This window comes from Phycisphaerae bacterium, from assembly GCA_035275405.1.
In the GTDB taxonomy this organism is placed as follows: Bacteria; Planctomycetota; Phycisphaerae; order UBA1845; family UTPLA1; genus DATEMU01.
The window spans coordinates 1-23,690 of the sequence record DATEMU010000019.1 but is presented as its reverse complement, the minus strand read 5'-3'; the positions used below and the strand labels follow the sequence as shown (position 1 = coordinate 23,690).

The 23,690-nt window shown below is 59.9% G+C and carries 13 protein-coding genes; 12 read left to right on the top strand and 1 reads right to left on the bottom strand.

From position 1 onward, the window contains the following. Positions 1 to 114 precede the first annotated feature (114 nt). Complete coding sequence (locus VJZ71_21785; protein ID HKQ50715.1) at positions 115 to 1,284, bottom strand: hypothetical protein; 1,170 nt, start codon at positions 1,282 to 1,284, stop codon at positions 115 to 117. Positions 1,285 to 2,819: 1,535 nt separating this feature from the next. On the opposite strand from VJZ71_21785, the gene VJZ71_21780 reads away from it, so the two are divergent. The 12 genes from VJZ71_21780 (at position 2,820) to VJZ71_21725 (ending at position 23,476) form a co-directional block, all read left to right on the top strand. Then, positions 2,820 to 4,916, top strand: coding sequence for a hypothetical protein (locus VJZ71_21780; GenBank protein HKQ50714.1), 2,097 nt, complete (start codon positions 2,820 to 2,822; stop codon positions 4,914 to 4,916). Positions 4,917 to 5,433: 517 nt separating this feature from the next. Beyond that, the gene (locus VJZ71_21775; GenBank protein HKQ50713.1) at positions 5,434 to 6,399 is read left to right on the top strand and encodes an NHL repeat-containing protein; all 966 of its coding nucleotides are present in this window, start codon (positions 5,434 to 5,436) and stop codon (positions 6,397 to 6,399) included. A 667-nt stretch (positions 6,400 to 7,066) separates the two neighbouring features. Further along, complete coding sequence (locus tag VJZ71_21770) at positions 7,067 to 10,231, top strand: tetratricopeptide repeat protein (protein HKQ50712.1); 3,165 nt, start codon at positions 7,067 to 7,069, stop codon at positions 10,229 to 10,231. A 34-nt stretch (positions 10,232 to 10,265) separates the two neighbouring features. Then, positions 10,266 to 11,048 (top strand): MotA/TolQ/ExbB proton channel family protein, encoded by a 783-nt coding sequence (locus VJZ71_21765; protein ID HKQ50711.1) that lies wholly within the window; start codon positions 10,266 to 10,268, stop codon positions 11,046 to 11,048. Positions 11,049 to 11,068: 20 nt separating this feature from the next. After that, positions 11,069 to 11,479, top strand: a complete 411-nt coding sequence (locus VJZ71_21760) for a biopolymer transporter ExbD (protein ID HKQ50710.1) — start codon at positions 11,069 to 11,071, stop codon at positions 11,477 to 11,479. Positions 11,480 to 11,494: 15 nt separating this feature from the next. After that, on the top strand, positions 11,495 to 14,779 hold the full coding sequence (locus VJZ71_21755; protein HKQ50709.1) for a carboxypeptidase regulatory-like domain-containing protein: 3,285 nt from the start codon (positions 11,495 to 11,497) through the stop codon (positions 14,777 to 14,779). Positions 14,780 to 14,901: 122 nt separating this feature from the next. Next, positions 14,902 to 16,395 (top strand): dienelactone hydrolase family protein, encoded by a 1,494-nt coding sequence (locus VJZ71_21750; protein ID HKQ50708.1) that lies wholly within the window; start codon positions 14,902 to 14,904, stop codon positions 16,393 to 16,395. 94 nt (positions 16,396 to 16,489) lie between these two features. Next, positions 16,490 to 17,539: a drug/metabolite exporter YedA gene (gene yedA / locus VJZ71_21745; protein ID HKQ50707.1), complete on the top strand. Its 1,050-nt coding sequence runs from the start codon at positions 16,490 to 16,492 to the stop codon at positions 17,537 to 17,539. 5 nt (positions 17,540 to 17,544) lie between these two features. Continuing rightward, positions 17,545 to 21,045, top strand: coding sequence for a PDZ domain-containing protein (locus VJZ71_21740; protein HKQ50706.1), 3,501 nt, complete (start codon positions 17,545 to 17,547; stop codon positions 21,043 to 21,045). 64 nt (positions 21,046 to 21,109) lie between these two features. Beyond that, the gene (locus VJZ71_21735; protein HKQ50705.1) at positions 21,110 to 21,328 is read left to right on the top strand and encodes a DUF5678 domain-containing protein; all 219 of its coding nucleotides are present in this window, start codon (positions 21,110 to 21,112) and stop codon (positions 21,326 to 21,328) included. Beyond that, entirely contained in the window at positions 21,315 to 21,731 is a 417-nt protein-coding gene (locus tag VJZ71_21730) for a retropepsin-like aspartic protease (protein HKQ50704.1), read from the top strand. The genes VJZ71_21735 and VJZ71_21730 overlap by 14 nt, the downstream gene beginning before the upstream one ends. Positions 21,732 to 21,853: 122 nt before the next feature. Beyond that, complete coding sequence (locus VJZ71_21725) at positions 21,854 to 23,476, top strand: hypothetical protein (protein HKQ50703.1); 1,623 nt, start codon at positions 21,854 to 21,856, stop codon at positions 23,474 to 23,476. Positions 23,477 to 23,690: the final 214 nt, after the last annotated feature.

Genomic DNA, 23,690 nt, shown 5'->3' with positions numbered 1-23,690 from the left:
ACAATTGCCCAGAGTCCGTCGTCGACGAGAGGCTTGGCCATATGCGTGTCCTCCATGACACCCGGTGTCGTCGCATCCTGCAACACCCTGGCTATCGGCACTCTTCGTCATTGTTTATGAAGTTCTTTTAGGGACTCTAAGTGTTGCTACAATCGCATCCTGAGCATAGAGATCTCTTTTGCGCGACCCTACCGCTAGGTATGTATCGCGGTCTAAGCTTATGACATCATCTAAGGATATATCGGTGTTATTGAAAGGCGAGCATCGCAAGATATGCTTTCCTACAACGGTATTCTCACCATCGCTGACATGGACTGCCACAGCAACATCTGTGGTGACGTCGTACTGAGGCATATCGAAAGACACTGACGACTGGTTGCTAGGACTGCCTATTTGTATGCCGGGTTGATCGCACATCCACTCGTATGTGAATTTCACGCTGTCGGGGTCGTTTACAGTACAAGTGAGGTCGACGGCTCGTCGGGATAGAACGCGTGGTGATTTGAGTTGTATCGCGACTAGAGGATCGTCATTTCTTGCGCGAATAGGCACAAGTATCTCAAGTCCAAGTGCATCCTGCGCGCCATGAGCTCGCACTTCAAGGTGAACAGTGCATGGTGCCGCCACATTCGGCAATGTTACAATTGGCGAAGACGCCGATGGGTCGCTGAACGTCACGGCATGCTCCGACTTTGCGGACCATGCAAGAGTGTATGGCTGTATTTCTTTGCCAACAACTTGAACCTGTATTGCAAGACGGGCATTTTCCATTTGCTCTGGGAGTAAGTAGCGTCCATTTTTATCAGGGTGCGCTATCGGCCTTTGGAGTATCAAGCGGCGCGAAACTTGCAAAGCAGACATAGACTTGAGCCAGTCGGAGAACTCGCGAGGATAGGAGAAAACGAGGCCGATAAACAGTGCAACCAGGAAAACGGCGAATCCGACAACTACTGTTGCGATCAATGTCAAACCAAGCTGTCGTACCCTCCGAAGTATCGGGTCTCTGACCTGAGTGTGCTGCACACTAGAGAAGACGAATATCAGCAGCGCGCCGACGAGAGTAACTGCCCCCGCGATAAACGCTACTTGCCAATTGTAAAGAAACAGTGCGCCGCAGAGGCTGGCTGCACCAGATAGGCCAACCACTGCAAGGAAGTACTTGCCCACCTCGGGGATATACCTAATCGTCTCGTTGAGCGCGCGCCATGCTATGCTGATGCGTGTAACAGTGAGACTCGAGTCCTCGGGAGTTGGGTCCGCCTTTGTGTCCGGTGTCTTAGCCATTGTACTTCCGTCTCCAATCTCAGAGAGTCGCCCTTGCACTCGTTGGCCAGAGGGTCAATTCACAACGGCGGTTGCCAGGCGATTGCCTGTAGTCGAAGGGGTCATCTTAAGCATCGCGTATCCTTGAAACCTACTGGTCAACGGCGATGGTGGATCATCTCGCCGGGCGTCGCTGGCCCGACACCATGCCGCGAATTCCACCGGATCGATCCGCCCGTCCCGATCTCGGACCGGTGGATTTTCGTGCGGTGAATCCTGAGTGTACGGGCAAGGCCCCGCTGAGTCAGGCCTGCCATGACTCGCATGGCGCGGAACATCCCTCACGTTTTCCTGTGCGCCTGCTTGTGCTTTGGCCCTGCTGCCATTGCAGCAGCAGGCTAAACTCCGGCAAATCTGCTGCTTGTATAGCAGCATTCGGCCTGTTGGGGCATGCGTAATTGCCCATATTGGGGATTAGGCCTTCGGCAAGGCAAGTGTCGCCCTCGCTGCGGCCCTTTCCATTTGACGCCGTAACGCGGCCGCGGATCGCATCCTCGCACTGCTTGGCACGACAATCGCATCGTCGGTTGGACCGAACCATCGACTTCCGGTTTGTAAGCCAGAGGTCACCAAACAAGAGCTCCCCAAACGGGGGTTATGTTGCATGACGTGCTCGTACGGGGTCATCGCGGTCTCTGAGTAGGATTCGGCGTGGCGCGACGGTCGAGAGCCGAAACAACCGGCGGCAAGGCCGCGTAGCCGCTCGAGATTTTCTACGAACGGGGTCTAAGCTGATTGACAGCCTGTTACCGGTGGGCGGCCGACGTTAGATGTGTAAGCGTTGACTTGGAACGCAAATTCTCGCTGGCTGGGATTCCGAGGCTGAAGGCCGTACTAGCCGAGACGGAGACCGCCTTCGGTTCCCGGCGATGAGTGAGTGGGGATCGTCCTACCCGAGTATTGCTTGTTGATTGGTGACGGGCATCTCCACATCGGCGGGCTTGCCGTCGCCGTTAAGAATGGACATCTCAGGTTTCAAGACGAAGTCATTCCAGCCTTGGAGTAGTCGTGGATCTATCGGCGGGCACCTTCGCAGCCTCGCGTGACCATCTGGGCAGGATTCGATAGAATCCGACGCTAATGGCGAATATCCAGCCTAACACGCCCTCCGGGGCAAGCGTGAAGAGATTTGCCCTAGCTGGGTCGGCGGCCGCAGTGCTTGGACTTCTGGTTACCTATGTAGATGGTTGGAGAAAACTCATTGAGAGCCTCAAATCGCTGCACGAATCGATTCGCGGCCTCCCGGGGCTCGAGGGACTGAAATGGTGGGGTACCTCACTTTTCGTTGCGGCTATGTTAGCAGTCGTCGCCCTATGCGTATGCTTAAGAAAGTGGAGGGTAACAAGGCTCGAGGAAAAGAGAATTGAGGCAGAGCGTCTGTTGACCGAAACGCGTTCGCATCGCTTTTTCAGCGTGGAGCCCCTACCACCTCCCAAGGGTCAGGTCGAGCCGACTCGTTTCCACCGAGCAGACTGCAAACATGAGGTCATCTTCGATTGGATACGCAGCACCACTCGGCCCTTGATCTACGTCACAGGCCAATCCGGGACGGGAAAAGCTCGCTCATGGATGCATACGTAATTCCGATGCTGAATTGCACTAACCTCACCTTGCCCGATGGCAGTGCCAAGCAATTCCTAGCAGTCATGATTCGAGCATTCGGCGACTTTGCCGCAACACTTCGCGACGCTCTAATTAGCCAGGCTCGACTATGGAAAAGTCCGCCAAACCTGAATGATCTCTCTTCAAGGGATATTCTGGAGCGAGTTGGAACGAGGCTAAAGACGCAGAGTCTACGCCTCGTGCTCGCCCTGGATCAATTCGAAGAAGTTGTCGTCGGCGTTGATCCAAACGCCCAAGCCATTCCTCCAGCAGTAGCTCTGGCGAAATCCCTCATCGAGAATCCCATTGATGCGATTACCTGCGTCCTAGTGACTCGCTCAGAATACGCGGATGCGTTCCAGTCATTCGGATTGCCTCTTCGCTTTGAGAAAGATACCTGGCAGGACGTACCACCATTTTACGTAAAGGAGGCTGCCACCTTCATGCTCCAGGGCCTCACTCAAATTCGAGGTCCACAGCCGGACAATAATGAATTAGCCGCTGCGCTTGCTCGTCAAGCCGAAGCTCTCGGAGATATGCCGCAATATGCGACCCCCATCGCACTGAATCTTAGTGGTGTGATGTTTGAATCCGACCCAGCACTCGGGCGCAAGCTTGCCGCAACCGAAACAAAAGCCGTTAAGGGCGTTATTGCGACCTATGTGCGAACACGAATAGACTCGCGTGAGATTCGGGATGTCGCTCCGGCAATCTTAGACAAGCTAGTGACGCCGACTGGGCAACGTGAGAAGCCTCTTGGATCAGTAACGATGGCCAATGCGACAGGAATTGTGTTGAGCAGAGTAGACATTGCCTTATACACATTGGCAAGGTACGGGCTTGTTAGACAGATCGGTCAGCACTGGGAAGTGTCTCACGATTTTCTGGCAGTCCTCATCCGCCTGGCATTGAAGGAGATCGATCGGGCCCCTTGGCGGCGAGCAAGGGTAATTGCGAAGATTACGCTTGTTACGGTCTTAACTGCTATTGCACTCATAGCTGTAAAGACTTGGGGATTAAAGCGGGATGCCGAGGCAGCCAGGACGGAATTCGAGCGTTACTGCACGTATGATGCCGCAACTGGCGAAGTAGTAGTTCGGGGTGCATTTACACTGCCAACCATCCGATATTTACAAGGGCTCGGCCGCATCATTTCCTTGGATCTCTCAAATTCAAAAACCAGCTCGGAATCACTACGGGCCATTAGGAGATTGAAGACGATTGACAATCTTAATCTTGAACACACTGAGGTTACGGATCTGGACCTAAAGGTGATACTTGCCGATCCAGGTTTCCATCTTGAATCCATGTTGAACCTTAGCAATACGGAGGTTACGGATGACGGAGTAACCGAGCTTGCGTGCGCTGATAATGTGGCCAACGCCCTAGGTGAGTTACATTTGTACCGCACGAAAATAACACTGGAGGGGATCCGGACGCTTTCGGGTCGCCATACGGGGCTCAGGGCGCTCAAGGTACTTATTCTCGGGGGCCCAACAATAACAGACGCAGACGTGAAAGAACTCGCGCGGCCGGACACCGGCCTGAAGGAGCTTAAGGCGTTGCATTTATATGAAACAATGGTGTCAGAGCAAGGATTAAGGGCCATGGCTTCATCGGACACCGGACTTCAGGGACTCGAGGTATTGATTCTTAATGGAACACCGATAACCGATAAGGGTCTGAACGAACTCGCGCGGACAGGCACCGGTCTAAAGGAGCTTCGCGTACTGAGTCTTTGTGAGTCGGATGTGACAGATCAGGGATTGATGGGATTGGCCCGCAATGGGACCGGGCTCGCGTGCCTGGGTGTCCTCGATCTCCGAAGCGCGAGGATTACTGACGACGGCTTGAGATATTTGTTCAGAGAAGAGAGTGGCCTGGGTTCACTCCGGAGTGTAGATGCACGAGACACGAGAATTACTCGTGACTGCGTTCGGACTATTACAAATGAGCGGCCGGACATTCGCATCGTTCTTGATGTCCAGTGACGAAAGTAGAAGAATAAATCGAGATGTAGCGCGCGGAACCGATTGCTGAGCATGTCGTAGCCATTCATCCCTGTTGGGAGTGCCGAGTGAATGTAAGCCTTTTGATGTAGCCTCATGTGTTGACCTGGTGTCGGTAGTCTAGATTCCAAAAGACTGCAGCAGTGATTCTGTAGGAGCATGATCGCGCCAGAAGCATTAAGGTCGAAGGCGTAACTCGATCCGGGTAATTAGGGCAGGACTCGAGCCAGCGACCTCCGGGTTATGAGGTATCGATTCGAACCTCTAGCTCCGGTAAGGGGGATTATGTTGCGAAAAGTGTCCCAGAAAAGGGGGGCGACGAGGCCTCGGCACCGCCTCCAACGGGGACGCGAGCTTGCCTGATTCATGGCCTCGATCCTGTATCGAGAAGGGAATGGGTTTCCGATCCCGTGGCGACCGCAAAGCCATTCTCCTCCATCGTCGCGACAACCTCCGATGAAAAAGACAGAGAGTGCTTCATTCCAGGAGGATTAGTGCAATGCGCCCTTTGACAGTCACCGCTGCGGCAACGTTGATGATCATAAGCCCCTGGTCCGTCGTCCGTGCCGGATTGGTCGGAGCACCGGGCGATCTCTATGTCGCCGGTCACGTCAGCAACAACGTGCTTCAATTCGATGGAGTCACGGGGGAGTTCGTCGCTGCGTTTGTCGGCGATGGTCTTCATGTCCCCCGGGGCATCGGCTTTGGCCCCAACGGCAATCTCTTCGTCGCCGATTCGGCCACCGACTCCATTCAGGAAATGGATGGCGCCACAGGTCAGGTTGTCGGTCCGTTCGCCGCCCATCCCGCCATCGACCAAGCCAATCAACTCTTGTTCTCGCCGGAGGGATATCTCTTCGTCTCCAATGTCCCGAGTAGCGCAGCCGGAAGTCATGTGGCGCGAATGGATTCCGGGACCGGGGCCTTCCTCGATACTTTAGGCGCTGGCCTGCTGTTCAATCCGCAAGGGCTGCTCCTCACCCCCGACGGCCATCTTCTGGTCGCCAACGACGGGGCCTACGATAACGTCTTGAAATTCGACGGCAGTACGGGGGCCTATCTTGGCGAATTCGTCTCGACCGGGAGCGGAGGCCTCGACGACCCTACCGGCATGGCCTGGGGGCCGAACGGCAATCTCTTCGTGGCCAGTATTCAGACCGATCGCGTCGTGGAGTTCGACGGCCTGTCGGGGCAGTTCATTCGCGTGTTTGCAAGCGGCGAAAACCTTCAACGTCCGAGGGTCGTCGAGTTCGGCCCCAACGGCAATCTGTTTGTTGCCAATGAAACCGCCGACAACGTCGTCGAGTTTGACGGATCTTCTGGCGCATTTGTCCGGGTCTTTGCGGAAAGCGGGGGCTTGGACTACCCCATTGGCATGGCGTTCAAGCCGGTACCGGAAGCAGCCAGTGCCGGCCTGTTAATCGTGTTGCTAGCTTGGCCGAGGAATAGGAACCGGAGACTCTAACTCGCCGCGACTCCGTCTAGGCTTTTCGGACAGTGGGCGCTCGCGCGATCACGCCCCTCCCTTCTTTCCGCGATCCTCCGGAAAGCCATACCGCGTTGTGCCGTCGCGCGATCGCGGGCCTATTGCCCATCAACTCGGTAATCGTGGGCTCACTCAAGTTAGCAATCGTCATGACAAGTCGATGGGCAGGTCGGTTCAAGCAAGCACCGTTTTTGTGCGTCAGTTTGTGCGTCACTTTGCCGCCGACCACGGCGGGAAAGTTCGCGACAACCCCGCGACACCCTCGTTTCTGCGCAATGGCGCGGGGTTGTCGTCGAGTTGTTCTTCAGTAATCGCGTCTCTTCAGATTAGAAATCCGGTGCTCTATCCAGCTGAGCTACGGGCGCAACTCTTTGTCGGACAAAGACTTTTTAGCATAGCGGCGTAGTTTTTCAACCCTTCCGGGCTGGCACGGGCTCCTCTTGTCGTTCCCGTCGGGCGCGGCAAGGCGGGTGAAGGTGCGCCACCTACTACGTTTGACGTAGTGTTACGACAAGAGTAGTAGGGTGAAGTCGGCCCCGCCGATTGCTCAAAAAAAACCGATTGATCCACCGGTGCGGTCGCGACGTAGCGTGAGTAGGCGCGGTCGAATTCCGGCCGAGAGTCCATCATTTTCGGAGACGCGGTCATGCATCGTTTCCCATCGCGCGGCGGAGGGGCGCTTTGTTACCTGGCCGTATTCCTTTGCACGTCCGTCCGTGGGATGGACGGCGATGCCAGCGGCGAGGCGCTGCTGCAATCCTATTACGCCGCCAACGGGTTCCTGCAGCGCGGCCTTTATGACCTGGCGGCCGCCGAGTATCGCAGCTTCCTGCGCGACCACGGCGACCATGAGAAGGCGGCGGTCGCGCGATACGGTCTGGCGGTTTGTTTCTTTCGAACCGGCAAGCAAACGGATGCCGCAAGCGAACTTGAACAACTTGCGGAAGTGAAGGATTTCGCATTCGCGGCGGACGTGCTGACCATGCTGGGCCAGTGCAAGCTCGCGGCGGGGGACTACGACGCCGCGGTTCGCGCCTTTGAGCGCGTACTGGACGACTACGGTGACCACAAACTTGCGGCGGAGGCGGGGACGCAACTCGCCGAGGCGCTGTTCAAGGCGGGCAAATTCAAGGAGGCGCGTGCCCGGTGCAAGGCGGCCCTCCAACGCTGGCCGGAAGCGCCTCAGATCGAGCGCGTCTGCCTGATCGCGGCGATGGCGGAGATGGCGCGAACAGATTATGCGGAGGCCGCGCCGCACCTGGAGAAGTTACTGACGGCCTATCCGAAATCGGCGAATCGGCTGCAAGCTGAATTGCTGCTGGCGCAATGTTGGCATCAACTCGGCCGCCCTGACGAGGCCGGGCCGAAGTATCGGGAGGTGTTGAAAGCGGCGGAGAGTCCGCTTCGACCGGACGCGTTGTACGGCCTGGCCGCGCTCGTCCTTCAAAAAGGCGATTACGCCGAGGCCGGGCGGCTGCTCGACGAACTGATTGAGAAGCACCCGGAAAGCTCGCTGATCGGGGGCGCGTTTCTTCTTCGCGGTCGCGCTGCGTATGAGGCGAAATCCTTCGATTCCGCGGTCCAAGCGCTGGAGCGAGCGGCCACAGCCGCCCCAAATTTGGCGGACGAGTCGGCGTATTGGATCGCGAAGTGCGAGCTTCGTCAGGACAAGTTTGAGGAGGCGGCGCGGCGGCTTAAGAAGGCGCTCGAGGCGCACCCGGAAAGCAAGCTGTTGGCGGAGATGACCTATGACCGGGCGGTCGCGCTGGGTCGGGCGGGGGAGCTTGGATTGGCGATCGGGTGTGCAGAAAAATTCGTCACTCGCTTCGAGGAGCATTCGTTGTTGCCCGAAGCGCTCGAATTGCTCGCCACGCTGCTGCATCAGTCGGCGAAATACGAAGCGAGCCAGGAGCGCTGCGACGAGTTTCTGAAGCGGCTGGCTTCGAACCCGCGCGCGGGAGCGGTGGCATTTATTGCGGCGGAAAACGAATTCCTTCAGAAGCGATACGCCGAAGCGGCGGCGCGATATCGCAAATTCCTGGACCAATTCCCCAAGGATGAAAATGCGAGCCTGGCGCGCTACCGGCTGGGGATGTCGCTCCATTATTCCGGAAAAGTCGATGACGCGGCGCCGTTTCTTGCGGAGGCGGCGGAGCGAGTGGATTCCGACCCGCGCGTCCGACCGGCGCTGTTCGCGCTGGCCAATGCCGCATTTGACCGCGGCGAGTGGAAGTCGGCGGAGGAATGGTTCGGGCGATTTCTAGAGAAGCCCGTGGATCGCACGTCGGAAGACGACGCGTTGCTCAGGCTGGGACTGGCTTTGGCGCGGCAGAAGCGCGGCGAGGAGGCGGTGAAGGCGTTCGATCGGCTCCTAGCGGAATCGCCCGCAAGCCCGCACCGGTTGCAGGCAATCTTCGAGCGCGGGCAGGCCTTGCTGGAGCTGAAGCGCACGGATGATGCGAAAGAGGCGTTCGAGGAAGTCCTGGCCGAGGGCGCCGACTCGCGCTTTGCGCCCTATGCCCGCAACCATCTGGGCGCGTTGGCCCTGCAATCGGGGGATGCGGCGCGGGCAGACGAACTCCTGGCGGAAGCGGTCGAGAATGCGCCGACGCCGGAACTGGCGGCCGAGGCGCTGTTTCACCGGGGGGCGGCGCAGGCCGGCGCGCAGGACTTCAAGACGGCGAGCGAGACTTTCGGGAAGTTTCTGAAGGCTTACCCGGATCACCCGTTCGCAAACAGCGCCAGGGCGCAAAGAGCCATCGCCTTGGCGCGAGAAAAGAAGTTTGACGCAGCAATGAAACTCTTTGACCGAGTGCAGTTGGGGGAATTGGAGGCGACGCTTCGATCCGCCGCGCAATACGAGCGGGCGTGGTGCCTGAGTGAGACGGGCAAGAAAGAGGAGGCGGCATCGGTGTATCGCCAACTGGCCGCGGACAAGGCCGCTGGGATGCTCCGACTGCACGCGATGCTGGAACTGGCGTCGCAGGAGGCCGCGGCGAAGCGGTTTGAACCGGCGCTGGAGCTACTGGGCCGACTGCAACAGGAACTCGCCGGTGAAGGCGACCCGACGGGAACGCTCGCGGAACAGGTGGCGTTTCGAAGGGGACTTTGGCAATTCGAGTCCGGCCGGTATGCCGAAGCGGGCGAGGGGCTGGGGAGTTTCGTGAAGAGCTTTGAAAAAAGCCCGCTTCAACCAACGGCGAACTACTACGCGGGCGAGGCCTTTTTTCAGGCCAAAAGGTATGAACGAGCGGCGGAGCACTTTGATCGGGCGATGCGCGGCGACTTGGAAGAAGCGATGGCGCCTTCCGCCCTCTTGCGGCAGGGCGAGGTTCAGGCGCAATTACAGCGCTGGGCCAAGAGTGAGGAGACATTCGACCAGTACCTGCGTGATTTCGGCGAACGCGACGGATGGTATCAAGCCGTGTTCGGGCTCGGATGGGCGCGAGAGAACCAGGGGCGACACGACGAGGCGATCAAGGCGTATCGCGACGTCGTCGCCCGGCACAAGGGACCGACGGCCGCGCGGGCGCAATTTCAGATCGGCGAATGTCTGTTCGCGAAGAAGCAATACGAGGAGGCCGTCCGCGAACTGCTCAAGGTCGACATCCTGTACGACTACCCGGAATGGAGCGCGGCGGCGCTTTACGAAGCGGGGCGCTGCTTCACCAAGCTGGCCAAGTCCGCCGAGGCGCGGGCGCAGTTCAAGACCGTCGTCGAGAAGTATGGCGACACGCAATGGTCGGCCCTCGCCGCGAAGCAACTGGCGGAACTGGCTACGAATGTCGTCCCCGGCCATACGTCGGGTTGAACTCAGGGGCGATCAACACACTCAGGAGTGATGTATGTTTCCACAGGTTCATTCGTTCGTGGGCACATTGTTGGCGCAAGCGCCCGACGCAGCGTCCGCGATGCAGGTCCATTCTGTGTTCGATTTCGTCGTCAAGGGCGGGCCGACGATGATCCTGATCGGCGTGTGTTCGCTCGTCGCACTGACGGTCGTCGTCGAGCGCCTTGTCGTGCTCCGCCGAAAACGGGTGATTCCGCCCGCGTTCCTTGAGGGGATTACGGGCGCGGCGAACGATCGGGCACGGGCCCTCGATCTATGCAAAGCCAGCGCGAGCCCGGTCGCGAACGTCATCGCGGCGGCCGTCAAGCGCCGCGGACAGCGAATCGATGTCATTGAGAAGGCCGTCGGCGAGGCGGGCCGGCGCGAGATTATTGGTCTTCGCCATCGCATGCGTTTGCTCGGCGCGCTGCCGCAGGTGGCGACGATGCTCGGCCTGCTGGGAACCATTTTCGGAATGATCAAGACCTTTCAGTCGGTCGCCGCGTCGGGACAATCGCTCGGCAAGACCGAGGCGCTGGCCAAGGGAATTTACGAAGCCTGGACCTGTACCGCGGCAGGGCTCCTCGTGGCCATCCCCGTGATGGTCGCCTACCAGATGCTCCTGGGAAAAATCGACTCGCTGGTGGTGGAGATGGACCGCGTCGCTGTCGATTTCGTCGAGAATCACGGCGGAGATTCGCACGCAACTGAATTGTCGGAGCGGACGCACACGCTTCCCGCCTCGTCCGTCATTTCGGAACCTCAAGCACCACTCGCGGCCCAGCCGGCCGTGGCCTAAGCGACGATCAGGAGCCTGCCATGTTGTTACAAGACTCCGAGACTGATTCGAACATTCACATCGACTTCGTGCCGATGGCGGATGTTCTCTTCAACCTGCTGATCTTCTTCCTGCTCGCGACGACAATCGCCCAGGTCGAGCGGGAGATGCGGATCGCCCTGCCGGCCGCCAGTTCCTCGGTGCCGATCAGCGCGGCGCTGCGCGAGATGATCGTCAACGTGCAGAACGACGGCCAGATCTTCGTCGGGGGCCGGAAGATGGAGGCGAACGAACTGCAAACCCTGGTCGCGGACGCCGTCAAACAGAACGCCGACCAGAAGGTTACGGTGCGGGGCGACCGGCGGACGGCCTATGAGAACGTCGTTCGCGTGCTCGACCTCTGCAAGGCCAACGGCATTCAGGAGCCGTACATCGACACGGTTTTGGAATAACGCCCGGGGCGATCTGTGAAGAGAGTATTGGTCATATCGGTGGTCGTGCTCATCGCGGTCGCCGGCGGCGCATGGTGGTGGTTCCTTCGCCCGACGCGCATGACGTTTCTGACGGATGCGGAGACGATTCGCGAATCGGCCGCGACCGCCACATTGCGCGAAGTCCTCTGGCAGACGCCGACGCCGGTCGGCAACCTGACCGACACACCGGCGGATGAATTCGAGCCGCGCGTCTCCGCCGATGGGGAAACACTATTCTTTGTACGCGGAAAGCCTGGTCGCAACGCGGACATTTATCTCGCCACTCGTACCACCCAGGGCTGGAGCAGCCCCGAACCCTTCGAAGAAGTAAACACGAACGATGATGAACTCGGCCCGGAGCCGTCGGCAGACGGTCAGTCCCTCTATTTCTACACCGATCGGCCCGGAGGCCTGGGAGGCTATGACCTTTGGGTTGCTCGCAAGACGGAGGACGGTTGGCAACCGCCGACGAATCTGGGCTCGGCGATTAATACGGCGTACAACGAATACGGCCCGGCGCTGTCACCGGATGGCGGGACCTTGTGCTTTTCCTCAAACCGACCGAAGCCGGATGAGACGCCACCCTCAGACGAGGCCTGGCGTGCGACGGTGCGTGAAGATCTTTACCGACATGATTATGACTTGTACGCAGCGTCGATCACTGACGCCGGGTTCCAATCCGCGGAGCCGCTCGAAGCGGCCAACTCCGCGGGCAATGACGGAGCGCCCGCGTTCAGCCCGATCGGCGACTTTCTCTATTTCGCGTCCGATCGGGCCGGTGGTTTGGGCGGGTTTGACCTCTATCGCACGCGCAAGGTCCGAGGCGAATTCCAGGCTCCCGCCAATCTCGGCGGCGCCGTCAACACCACGGCCAATGAACTCGACCCGGCGCTCGACGTGGGCGGTTATGCGCTGCACTTCAGTTCCGATCGGTCCGTCACCGATGGCACACAGGCCGAGTCTTCGTCGGCGGCGCGGTATCACCTCTACCGGACGTTTTCGCGCGAAGTCTTTCATGATGTGGAAGTCCGGCAGCCCGTCATCCAATGGGCGGCGTTGTGGAGGCAGATCGGGCCGAATGTGATGTGGGCCCTCCTCGGGCTCCTCGTATTATTGCTGCTCCTTGCGCTCATGCGGGACGCTTACCGCCGCCGGCTGAGTCTTCTGGCGCGATGTCTGATCGTGTCGCTCATGGTCCATGCCCTGCTCATGCTCTGCTTCAACGCGGTGAAGGTGACGGCTACGATCGCGTCGGCGGTCCGCCGCGCGGGTCCGATTCAAGTCGCGTTGTCACCGGGCGGGCGCAGCGGCGATCTCTCCCTTCAGATTCGCGGCGGTCTGACGCACGCGGACGCACCGCCCGCGGCGGCGCCGAAGTTGGATCGCGCCTCGCCGCGGATGACCTCGGCGATCTCTTCCGCACCAATGGTCGTGCCTATCTCCCCGACGGACGCGCCGCGCGAGAGTTCCACCATTCAGGCTCGGTCTGTCGATGCCTCGCCGAATCCCGTACCCGCGCCGCTACGTCCAGTGGCCCCGACCGATGTTTCGCTCGCTTCGGCCGAATACTCGCTGCCGGCCGAGCGGTCGCGTTCGCGCGCTCTGGAAGCGTCAGACGCCGCGCCTCCACTTGCGGAGGCCATGAAGATCGGCCGTCGTTTTCTGCCGCCTACGACACAGCCCGCCGTGCTGTTGCAAAGAGCGGAACTGGCGGCCGAGAACACGGGTGACGGCGGGCATGTTTTTGAAAGCGTCGCCCAAAGTGGACCGATGACCGACGCCGCGTCGACGCGTCCCGGCGCGCCGGGACCGGGTGTGATGCAGACGAATTTCGCCGCCGCGATACTGGGAGTGATTCCGGATACAGACATCTCGCTGCCAATGGCCGGCGATATTCCTCGCCAGTCCACCGGTGAGGCGTCGAATGCCCCGGTCGCTCTCCTGTCGACTCCGGTGCGGGCCGGTTTTTCAACGGTGACTACATTCGGAACGGGGGAAGGCACGATCCACGAACTCCCGCCGGATGCCGTAGGGAGTCCTACTTCGCAACCCAGTCTGGTCGCTTCGACGGGGGTCGGGACGTTCGATGGCGGTACGGGCTTCGGCCCGGGGAATTCGCAACTGCCCGGCGTCGCGTTCGGCCGTGGCACCGCACTTTCATTTGCCAATGGAAGCGGCCAAATTGATGTCGCGCTTCCAATCGCCGAATCGGGTCAGCGCATTTCTACATCGGAAGTGGGCTCCGGCTCGGGCGGTGGGCTCGCGGCCGGGACATCCACGGGTGCTCTGCGGCCGGGGTATTCGCTGGTCGGCGGGGGCGGCACTTCGACAATTTTTCAACTATCGACGGATGGTTCGCAATCCGGTCCTCCCGGCGGTCAGAGTCTTGCGGCCAACGGTTCGCCCATCGGAGTTGGCCAGATCAACGCGGGCGGAAACGGAATCTCCGATGGCCGAATATCGATGGGCGGCGCGACGGGCTCGCCCTCAACGGAGATACCGGTTACGGCCGATCCCACTGCGATAGCCGTCAATTTGCCCGACGAGACCGCGCCTCCCGCAGCGCCAGTCGCCGACGCTGAGATTCCTCCTCCCGCTCCGGCGGTCGGCCGCATCTACGGTCGCGTGATGGAGTATATGACCGGCGAGCGGCTCGCCGATGCCCATGTCCAACTTGATTTGCCGGGGGGCGCGACGCTCTCCGCCACGACCGACGCGAAGGGCAAGTATGAAATCAACGTCCCCGACCTGCCGGATTTCTTCGCACTTACGGCGTCGAAACCCGGTTATCTGCCAAAGTCGCGAAATGTTGCCAACCGCATCGTGGCGGGGCGATCCACGCGGCTCAACTTTACGCTTCGGCCGCAGTCGCTCCAGGTCGTTCCGCTGGAGGAGTTTCCCGTGGTGCATCACCTGGGCAACGACGCCTTTGTCGGGCAGATCAACAGCCAGTTCCAGCGCGAGTCGGAAGGCCGCCACTATCGTGGAGAGTTCCAATTGTCGGCGGGTCAACTTCACGATGGAGTTGCCGCGCTCGAACTGCTAGCCAAGGGCGTGCAATGCCCCCATCGGATCCGGATCAACGGTCAATACCTGGATGTCAGCCTCGACGAGTCTCCGGAAGATGGCAGCTTCGGCTTTTTCGTGGCCGTTTTCGACGCCGCTCTGCTTCAGGATGGCACCAATACTCTTGAAATTCGCGGTAGCGCGTGCAGCGGCGATCTGGACGACTTTGAGTTCGTGAATCCCCAAATCCGCCTGCAAGGCCGGCCGGAGTAGCGACGTGCGGGTGCTGCCTAAGCGGCCCGCGCGGTGTATAATCCCCCCGGCGAGCGGCAGGACCATCGGCGGACAGTGGCGCTCAAACCCTCATGGTCGCTCCATCCAACAAGGAGTTCATCGTGGCAACTCAACCCCATCGCGGCGCTCTCTTCACACGCAGGCTGTTGGTCCTCATGGTGGTCGGTTGCGTAGTCCAGCCGAGTCTGGCGGACGATCCGCCCAGGGACTTCGGCCAACTGCAGCGCGAATTCCGCGGGGCGTACGAAAAAGCGGATTATGACAAGGCGCTCAAGATCGCCGAGACGATGCACGAGCAGCGGCCGGAGCACGTCGACACGATTTACAATATCGCCTGCCTGCACTGTCTCATGGGCGACAAGGCCAAGGCCTACGAATGGCTGGAGAAGGCGGTCGACGCGGGGTACGACGATGCGAGCCACCTGCGAAGCGACTCAGACTTTCGCACGATCCGCGGCGAGGATCGTTTTCGCAAGATCGTTCGCCGGGTTCAGCGGCACGAACGAGGGGCGTCGGACGACGCGCCATCCAAGACAGAGAAAGAAGATGAGGATGAGGAACCCGAGGCGAAGGAGTCCGATACGGAAGAAGAGCCGGGGGATACAAAGTCGACGATGGGGGCGCAGGAGCGTCAGCGCAAAGTACTGGGACTCGCGGAGCAGGTCGTGCAGGCCTCGAGGTCGAAGCAATACGACAAGGGACTCAAGCTCGCACTGGAGGCCGCGAAGCTGGCCGACGGCGGCGATCGGGACGAACTGAAGTCCCTGTCGCACTACAACGTCGCCTGCATGTACGCGCAGACGGGCAAGACGGACAAGGCGTTCGAGCACCTGGAGAAGGCGATCGGGTTCGGAGGATTCGGCGAGGATCTTGCGGGACAAATTGAAAACGACTCCGACTTTGAAAGCATCCGGGATGATTCCCGCTATGAAAAGGCCCTGGCCAAAGCTCGCGGCGCGTCGGGTGGCAATCGCGAGGGATTTCTCTGGCAGGTGACGCCTCTTAAAGGTGCAGCTGCGAAAAAACCGGCGCCGTTGCTCGTCGTGCTGCACGGCAATCGCAGCAACATGCGGGAGGCGACACAGAGGTGGCAGGCGGCGGCGCAGCGGATGGGCGCGATCCTGCTCGCTCCGCAAGGCACCGCGCAGATCAGCGAAGGCCAATACGAATGGGGATCCAACCTCGACGAAATCGAAGAGAATATTCTCGACGCGATCAACAAGGTCATGGACGAGCACAAGGTCGACCAAAGCCGCGTCGTATTGGCGGGCTTCAGCCAGGGCGCGTGGATAACGTGGTCGCTCGGCGCCCGGAATCCGGACACCTTTCACGGTCTGATTCCTGTCTGCGGCCGCTTTGATGCGCCGTCCGAATCGGAGATCGATGAAGAGGCGCTGGCCAAACTGCGTATCTACGCCATGGTCGGCGCGGATGATGACGACGCCATCTTGAAATCGAACCGGGATGCCGAGGAACGCTACAAGAAGCTCGGCGCCAAGGTCAAGCTCCGTGTATACGATGATGTCGGCCACGCCTACCCGGACGAAGCGGAGGAGGAAGAACTTAAGGCGCTGGAATTCGTACTGGGGAATTGAGGCGCAGTTTTCCTTCAAATGACCAGGCGCGCCGGCGCAGGGCCGGCGCCAGATGGTTCCTACCCTTTGCGCAAGCCTCGAAAGCAGGCGGAGAATGAGTTTATCAAGGGTCAGCGAGCCTTCGCGGCTCGCGTTGGTCGCGGCATTTGCGGCGATTTACCTCGTTTGGGGCTCGACGTACCTGGCGATTCGCATCGCCATCGAATCGCTGCCACCGTTCGCCATGGCCGGCGGGCGCTTCATCATTGCCGGCGCCGCGCTCTACGCCTGGGCCCGATGGCGGGGCGCGGCCAAACCTTCCGCAGCGCACTGGAAGTCGGCGCTGATCCTCGGCGCGTTTCTGCTTCTCGGCGGCAACGGCGCTGTGGTTTGGTCGGAAAAGACCGTCCCTTCGGGCGTCGTCGCTCTCCTCGTCGCCTCGGTTCCGCTGTGGATGGTGCTGATCAACTGGGTGCGACGGGGCGGCGTGCGACCGACAAGCTCGGAGTGTATAGGGTTGGTCATGGGATTTGCCGGCGTAAGCATCCTCTTTAACCCGCGTCCGATAAGCGGAGAGTCGCTCAATTTCTTGGGTGCCGGTGTGGTCGTGCTCGGTTCGTTGTCCTGGGCCATCGGCTCGATCTGGTCGCAACACGCCCGTATGCCCGCATCGCCGCTGCTTTTTGCGGGCATGGAGATGTTGGCCGGGGGCATCCTTTTGTCCGTCGCCGGAGTTGTTACCGGCGAGTGGCGGCAGATGGACACCTGGCATTTCTCGCTCTCCTCGTGCCTGGCCTTGCTCTACCTGGCCGTTTTTGGCTCCATCATCGCCTTTAGTGCTTATACTTGGCTTCTGACGGTGACCTCCGCCGCGAAGGTTTCGACCTACGCTTACGTTAATCCGGTCGTCGCCGTGCTGCTGGGATTCCTGGTCAAGAAGGAGCCCGTAGGGTCGTGGACGATTGCGGCGATGGCCATCATCGTGACGGGCGTCGTGTTTATTACGAGGGGCCGGCGGAGTGCGGCGGCGACGGTCACCGACCAAACGGTGGAGACGGCGCCCGTCGCAGAATGCGGATTGGACATCCTCCCTTGTCATTCTGACGAAACGGAAACGGAAGAGTGCGGCGCCGAGCGCGCCGTCGTGTCGTGGAAAGTGGAGTAGGATTCATGCGCCAGTGCAGCCGACTTTGTTTTCTCAGCCTTGTAGGCGTCCTCTTGATCCTGCGCGCGGCGCGGGCGGAGGACGGCCCCAGCACGCGCGAGGCCGATCAACACCGTCCGCATGCCGGAATGTTGCGGTATCCCGACGTCAGCGCGACGCACATTGTCTTTTCTTACGCCAACGATCTCTGGCTGGTACCCCGCGAGGGCGGCGCCGCTTCGCCGCTGGCCAGCCCGCCGGGACCGGAGCTGCTGCCCAAGTTCAGCCCCGACGGCGGAAAGATCGCCTTTGTGGGGAATTACGAGGGCAATCGCGATTTGTATGTGGTGCCGACGGAGGGCGGCGTCTCGGCGCGGGTGACGCATCATCCCGCCGTGGAGACACTGTGCGACTGGACCGCGGACGGACGGCTCCTCTACGCCACTAACGGCTTTGCGGGATTGGCGCGGCAGACGCAGCTCTATACCGTTTCTCCGGAGGGCGGACTGCCGACCAAGATACCTGTTCCGTACGGCGCGAATGGCGCGATCAGCGCCGATGGACAAGTGCTCGCCTACACGCCCCACAGCATCGACTTTCGCACATGGAAGCGCTATCGCGGCGGGATGCAGACGGATCTCTGGCTCTTTGATCTGAAGGCGCGGACGTCGAAACAGATTACGGACTGGGAGGGCCTCGACAGCCTGCCGATGTGGCACGGCGCCAAGGTGTATTACCTTTCGGACGCCGGAGCCAACCACCGCCTGAACATCTGGTCGTACGACACCAAGTCCGCGGAGCGCAAGCAGGTGACGGACTTCGCCGACTACGACGTGAAATGGCCTTCCATCGGCCCGGGCAAGCTGGGCAAGGGCGAGATTGTTTTTCAAAATGGGTCGGAGCTGTTCCTGCTCGATCTCGAGAGCGGCAAATCGCGCGAAGTGCTGGTTGTCATCCCCGGCGACCGGCCGAAGATCCGGCCGCGAATCGTGGAGGCGAATGAATTCATCGCCGGATGGGATGTTTCTCCGACGGGCAAGCGGGCGCTCTTCGAGGCGCGGGGCGACCTTTGGACGGCCCCGGCCAAGGAAGGCGTCCCCCGCAATCTCACCCGAACCAGCGGCGTCGCCGAGCGCGACCCCGCCTGGAGCCCGGATGGCCAGTGGATCGCGTATTTCTCCGACGCGACGGGGGAATACGAGTTGTACGTCGTGCAGTCGGACGGGAAGGAAAAGCCGCGGCAACTGACGAAGGACGGCAAGGTGTTTCGTTTCGGACCGACGTGGTCGCCGGATTCGAAGCAGATCCTCTTTGCCGACAAGACCGGCGCGATCTATCGGCATGTTGTCGAGAAGAAAGAGACGAAGCTGGTGGATACCAATCCGTCCGGCGATCCGACACGGGCGACGTGGTCCCCGGATTCGCGCTGGGTGGTCTATACGAAGCAAATGCCCAATCGGCTCACGGCGATCTGGTTGTACGAGGTGGAGAAGGACAAGAAGCACCAGGTGACGAGCGGACGGTTCGCCGATTCGTGGCCGACGTTCGATCAGGAGGGAGAATTCCTGTATTTCGCCAGCGCTCGAAGTTTTTCGGCTCCGATCTACGAGGACCTCGGCACGACGTTTGTGTATGCGGAGCTGGACCAGCTCTTTGCGGTACCGCTACGGAAGGACGTGAAGTCGCCGCTGGCTCCCAAGAGCGACGAGGAACTGTGGGGCGAGGCCAAGGAGAAGGCGGAAAAGGAGGAGAAAGAGGAGGCCGAGAAGGGCAAGAACGGCGACGACGAGGAAAAGGATGCCGACGAGAAAAAGGAAGACGACAAGAAGAAAGACAAGTCACTGGATGTCGATAAGCCGTCGACGCCCACGACGAAATCCGCCTCAACAAAACCCGGCGACGACAAGAAAAACGGAAAGGACAAGAAGGACAAGGAGATCAAGCCCGTCAAGATTGACCTCGAGGGATTCGAGCGTCGCGCGGTACTCCTGCCACCGAAGAAGGGGCTCTTTGCCAGGCTCTGCGTCAATGACAAGGGCCATCTGCTCTACACGCGCGGCGTGTCCCGGGGCATCGACGCCAAGCCCTCCATCAAGATCCTCGATCTGAAGGACAAGAAGGCGGACAAGAAAGAGGAGAAGACGGTCGTCGACGACGTGGAGCAGTTCGTCATGTCCGCCGACGGCAAGAAACTCCTCATCCGCAAGGACGAGAAGACCTATGCCATGGTGGACGCCGCGGCGGAGCAGAAACTGGACAAGCCGTTGTCGATCTCGGGCATGACGGCGAGCGTCGATCCCCGCGCGGAATGGAAGCAGATCTTCACCGACGCGTGGCGGATTCACCGCGACTACTTCTACGTCCCCAACATGCACGGCCTGAACTGGGAAAAGACCCGCGCCGTCTATGAGCGGATGCTGGCCGACTGTGTCAGCCGCGACGACGTAACGTACGTCATCGGCGAGATGATCAGCGAACTCAATATCGGCCATGCCTACGTTCGCGGCGCTGGCGATGTGGACAAGGAACCCAGCGTGACCGTCGGGATGCTTGGATGCGATTTTGAACTGTTCGACGGCGCCTATCGCATCAAGCGGATCTACGAAGGCGGGCCGTGGGACGCGGACGGGCGCGGGCCGCTCTCGGAGCCGGGGATCGACGTCAAGGAGGGCGACTATCTTCTCGCCGTCAATCAGGTTCCCGTGGACACGACGCGCGATCCGTGGGCGGCATTGCAGGGGCTCGCGGACAAGAACGTGACGATCACGATCAGCGGCAAGCCGACGCGCGACGACAAGGCCCGCGACGTCGTCGTCAAGCCGATCGCGAGCGAGGCGCCGCTCCGGTACCGCGCGTGGATCGAGCGCAACCGGGCGTACGTCGAGCGGCAATCTGAGGGGAAACTCGGATACATCTATGTACCCAACACCGGTCTCGAAGGCCAGAACGATCTCGTTCGCCAGTTCTACGGGCAGACGGACAAGGCCGGGCTGATCATCGACGAGCGCTGGAACGGCGGCGGGCAGATCCCCACGCGGTTCATCGAACTCCTCAACCGGCCGATCACGAATTACTGGGCGCGGCGCGACGGCGAGGACTGGCCGTGGCCGCCGGATTCCCACCAGGGTCCCAAGTGCATGCTGATCAACGGTCTGGCCGGTTCGGGCGGCGATATGTTTCCGTGGCTGTTCAAGTTCAACAAGCTCGGCAAGGTGATCGGCATGCGCACATGGGGCGGTCTCGTCGGCATCAGCGGCAATCCGCCGTTCATCGACGGCGGCAACACGAATGTGCCGACCTTCGGCTTCTACGAGAAGGATGGCACGTGGGGCGTTGAGGGTCACGGCGTCGATCCGGACATGGTGGTCGTCGATGATCCCGCGAAGATGGTCGACGGCGGCGACCCGCAACTTGACGCCGCGATCGCGCACCTGATGGCCGAGGTCAAGTCGCATCCCTACGTCAAGCCGAATCGCCCCGAGCCGCCGGATCGAAGAGGAATGGGCATCAAGGATGAGGACAAGTGATAAAATGCACGGGGGCTGGTAGTCTGGGTTGTGGCGATGGAATATGATCCCATCGAGGCTTGGTATGGACACGAAGACTGATATCGCCTGGCTTGTCGAACACGGTATCGAAATAGATCGCAAGTACGCGGGCAAATGGATCGCGGTTTACGGCGGCCGCGTGGTGGGCGTCGGCAATACGGCCAAAGAGGCTGCGGATCAAGCCCGACAAGTCTGTGCGGACGGCGAGTTTGTCTTGGAAGCGGTCATGGCCGACGCGGATGTCGTTTATGGCGGCGTTTGAGTGGCGCGAGAAAGAATCCCCTCACTTCGGTAGGGTCTGGGTTCCGGTCATCGTCGCCGAATTCCAGGCTGTATCCGGGACATTCACGAAACTTCATATGGTGGTGGACTCCGGCGCGATTGCGACCTTCGTCCGCCGGTCGTTTGCCGAAGAACTCGGCATCGAGTTGGATAGCGGCCGTCCCGTACGTTTGGCCAATGCGGCGGGTGGTTACAGCGAGGCGTTCGTCCACGAATTGGCGATTCGACTTGACCGGGACGAGCCCGCCTTCAAAGTTCCCGTTGCAATTGCAACGCGAGAAAATGTGCCCAACCTCCTGGGAAGGCTCGGTGTATTCGACCGACGTCGGATTACGTTTGAGCCGCTGTCGCGTCGAACGCTAATCGAGTCGCCCAACGAGTAGATCATCGCCTGCACCAATCGATCATGACTCGATTCGCCACGCTCAGCCTCAATCCCTCGATCGACACGGCCCCTCGGAGGCCCCGACAGATGAGCTTGGTCATTCGAAGGAGAGAAGCTGCCATGTTTCGACAACTCATTCTTACGCTGACCCTTCTCATTTCTCTCTCGCTGTCTTTGTCTATTCGCTTTGCGGGAAGCGCAATGGCCCAACAAGCACAGGCCACATCGGATGATACTGCGCAGAATCAGGAGGATCCCACCTACGATCTGGAACGGCTCCGACCGAAAGTCAAACTTGGCAGCGTCCCCGCAATCGAGCTTGGTCCCAGGGAACCCCTGACCAAGGAGAAGGCGACTCAAATCAAGGCGTGCATCGCCCGTCTCGCCGACATTGATGCCCCCGATTTCGGTCTCTCCACCACGATGAGTGGGACGGCCTTTCTCCCGTTACCAAACCAACAGCACAGTGGTGCGATGATCTTGACGGATCATCAGCTCAAGTCGTCAGCGGCGCTGAAGACCCTCGTCGAAATCGGGCCGGAAGCGCTCCCGTTCCTCCTGGGGGCCCTTGGCGACAAGACCCCCACGAAACTCAAGCTAGAACGCGGTGCTGCCATGTGGCTCGCCAACGAGTTGTGGGGCAATCCGGTTAATGAGTTGGAGATAAAGGTCCTCGGCCCACCGAAGGACGTTGACGAGGCAATGAATACCGACAAGCGCATTGAGTCCTACACCGTCAAAATCGGCGACGTCTGCTTGGTGGCGATCGGGCAGATTGTTGGTCGGGGCTATCAGGCCGTCAGATATCAGCCGACGGCATGTATTGTCATCAATAGTCCCACCGAGGACGTCACGCTTCGCGAACAGGTTCGCAAGATTTGGACCAGCGACGAGCCGGCTCGAAAACTGCTTAATACTCTGCTGTTGGACTATGCCACCGAGGGAGTTTTTCAGGGACCTTCGCTGGATAGTTGGAATCTTGGCAGCGAGTTGCAGATCCAAGCCGCGATGCGGTTGCTCTACTTTTTTCCAAAGGAGAGTACGGCGCTGATCGCGGAAAGACTCCGCAAACTCGATGTCAACAAGACCAGCGCTCGGGGCAAGGGATCGCCTGCGACAGAAAAGGAACTCGATGCTTCTATCCGCCGCGAAGTCGCCAACGGTGTGCGGACAGATGAATTCATCAAAGCGGTCTCATGGTGCCGAGACTCCAAAGTTCGCGAAGCGATCCGAGCCATCTTTACAAAAACAGGCGACATCGACGTGTTACTCGCCGCTCTTCCGGGCATCGACGACACGGATCATATAAGAGATCGGCTCCAGTGCTTTCTGGACGCTCTCCCTATGGAAGAAGGGGGGGCCTACGGGGACGGCCATGACTTACTAGTTGCCATGGCCGAACGCCTGGGGAAAAATGCGGTCCCGACATTCACGCGCTATCTCAAGGATGCGAGCGCTCAGCGCGGCCACAGTGCGGCTGAGGCATTGCGGCAGATAAAAGAGGAATGGTGTGTCCCGATTCTAATTCGGCTTCTCAATGACACGCGGCCGTTAGACGGTTACACCTACGCTATTCAACCTGATGACCAAGACAGGCGGCTCCCAATGCGCGTTTGCGATGCAGCGGCGGAGTCATTGCAAGTTCATCGTCCAGATATGCGGTTCACCTTGGAAGGCGAGTACAAAGACCTTGATGAGCAGATCAAAGTAATTCGCGAGAAGGTTGTTGGCAAGCGCCAATGAGAGTACTGGCAAACCGCTTAACAATGCGGTCTCCGGCGCGGCGGACGGCAGCGTGATCACGACGTTCGTTGCCCTTAGAGTCCCTAAAAGAACTTCATAAACAATGACGAAGAGTGCCGATAGCCAGGGTGTTGCAGGATGCGACGACACCGGGTGTCATGGAGGACACGCATATGGCCAAGCCTCTCGTCGACGACGGACTCTGGGCAATTGT

Coding starts and splice junctions, on each gene's coding strand:
- VJZ71_21785 (HKQ50715.1), bottom strand. CDS start 1,284: ATGGCTAAGACACCGGACACAAAGGCGGACCCAACTCCCGAGGACTCG.
- VJZ71_21775 (HKQ50713.1), top strand. CDS start 5,434: ATGCGCCCTTTGACAGTCACCGCTGCGGCAACGTTGATGATCATAAGC.
- VJZ71_21770 (HKQ50712.1), top strand. CDS start 7,067: ATGCATCGTTTCCCATCGCGCGGCGGAGGGGCGCTTTGTTACCTGGCC.
- VJZ71_21765 (HKQ50711.1), top strand. CDS start 10,266: ATGTTTCCACAGGTTCATTCGTTCGTGGGCACATTGTTGGCGCAAGCG.
- VJZ71_21760 (HKQ50710.1), top strand. CDS start 11,069: ATGTTGTTACAAGACTCCGAGACTGATTCGAACATTCACATCGACTTC.
- yedA (HKQ50707.1), top strand. CDS start 16,490: ATGAGTTTATCAAGGGTCAGCGAGCCTTCGCGGCTCGCGTTGGTCGCG.
- VJZ71_21740 (HKQ50706.1), top strand. CDS start 17,545: ATGCGCCAGTGCAGCCGACTTTGTTTTCTCAGCCTTGTAGGCGTCCTC.
- VJZ71_21735 (HKQ50705.1), top strand. CDS start 21,110: ATGGACACGAAGACTGATATCGCCTGGCTTGTCGAACACGGTATCGAA.
- VJZ71_21730 (HKQ50704.1), top strand. CDS start 21,315: ATGGCGGCGTTTGAGTGGCGCGAGAAAGAATCCCCTCACTTCGGTAGG.
- VJZ71_21725 (HKQ50703.1), top strand. CDS start 21,854: ATGTTTCGACAACTCATTCTTACGCTGACCCTTCTCATTTCTCTCTCG.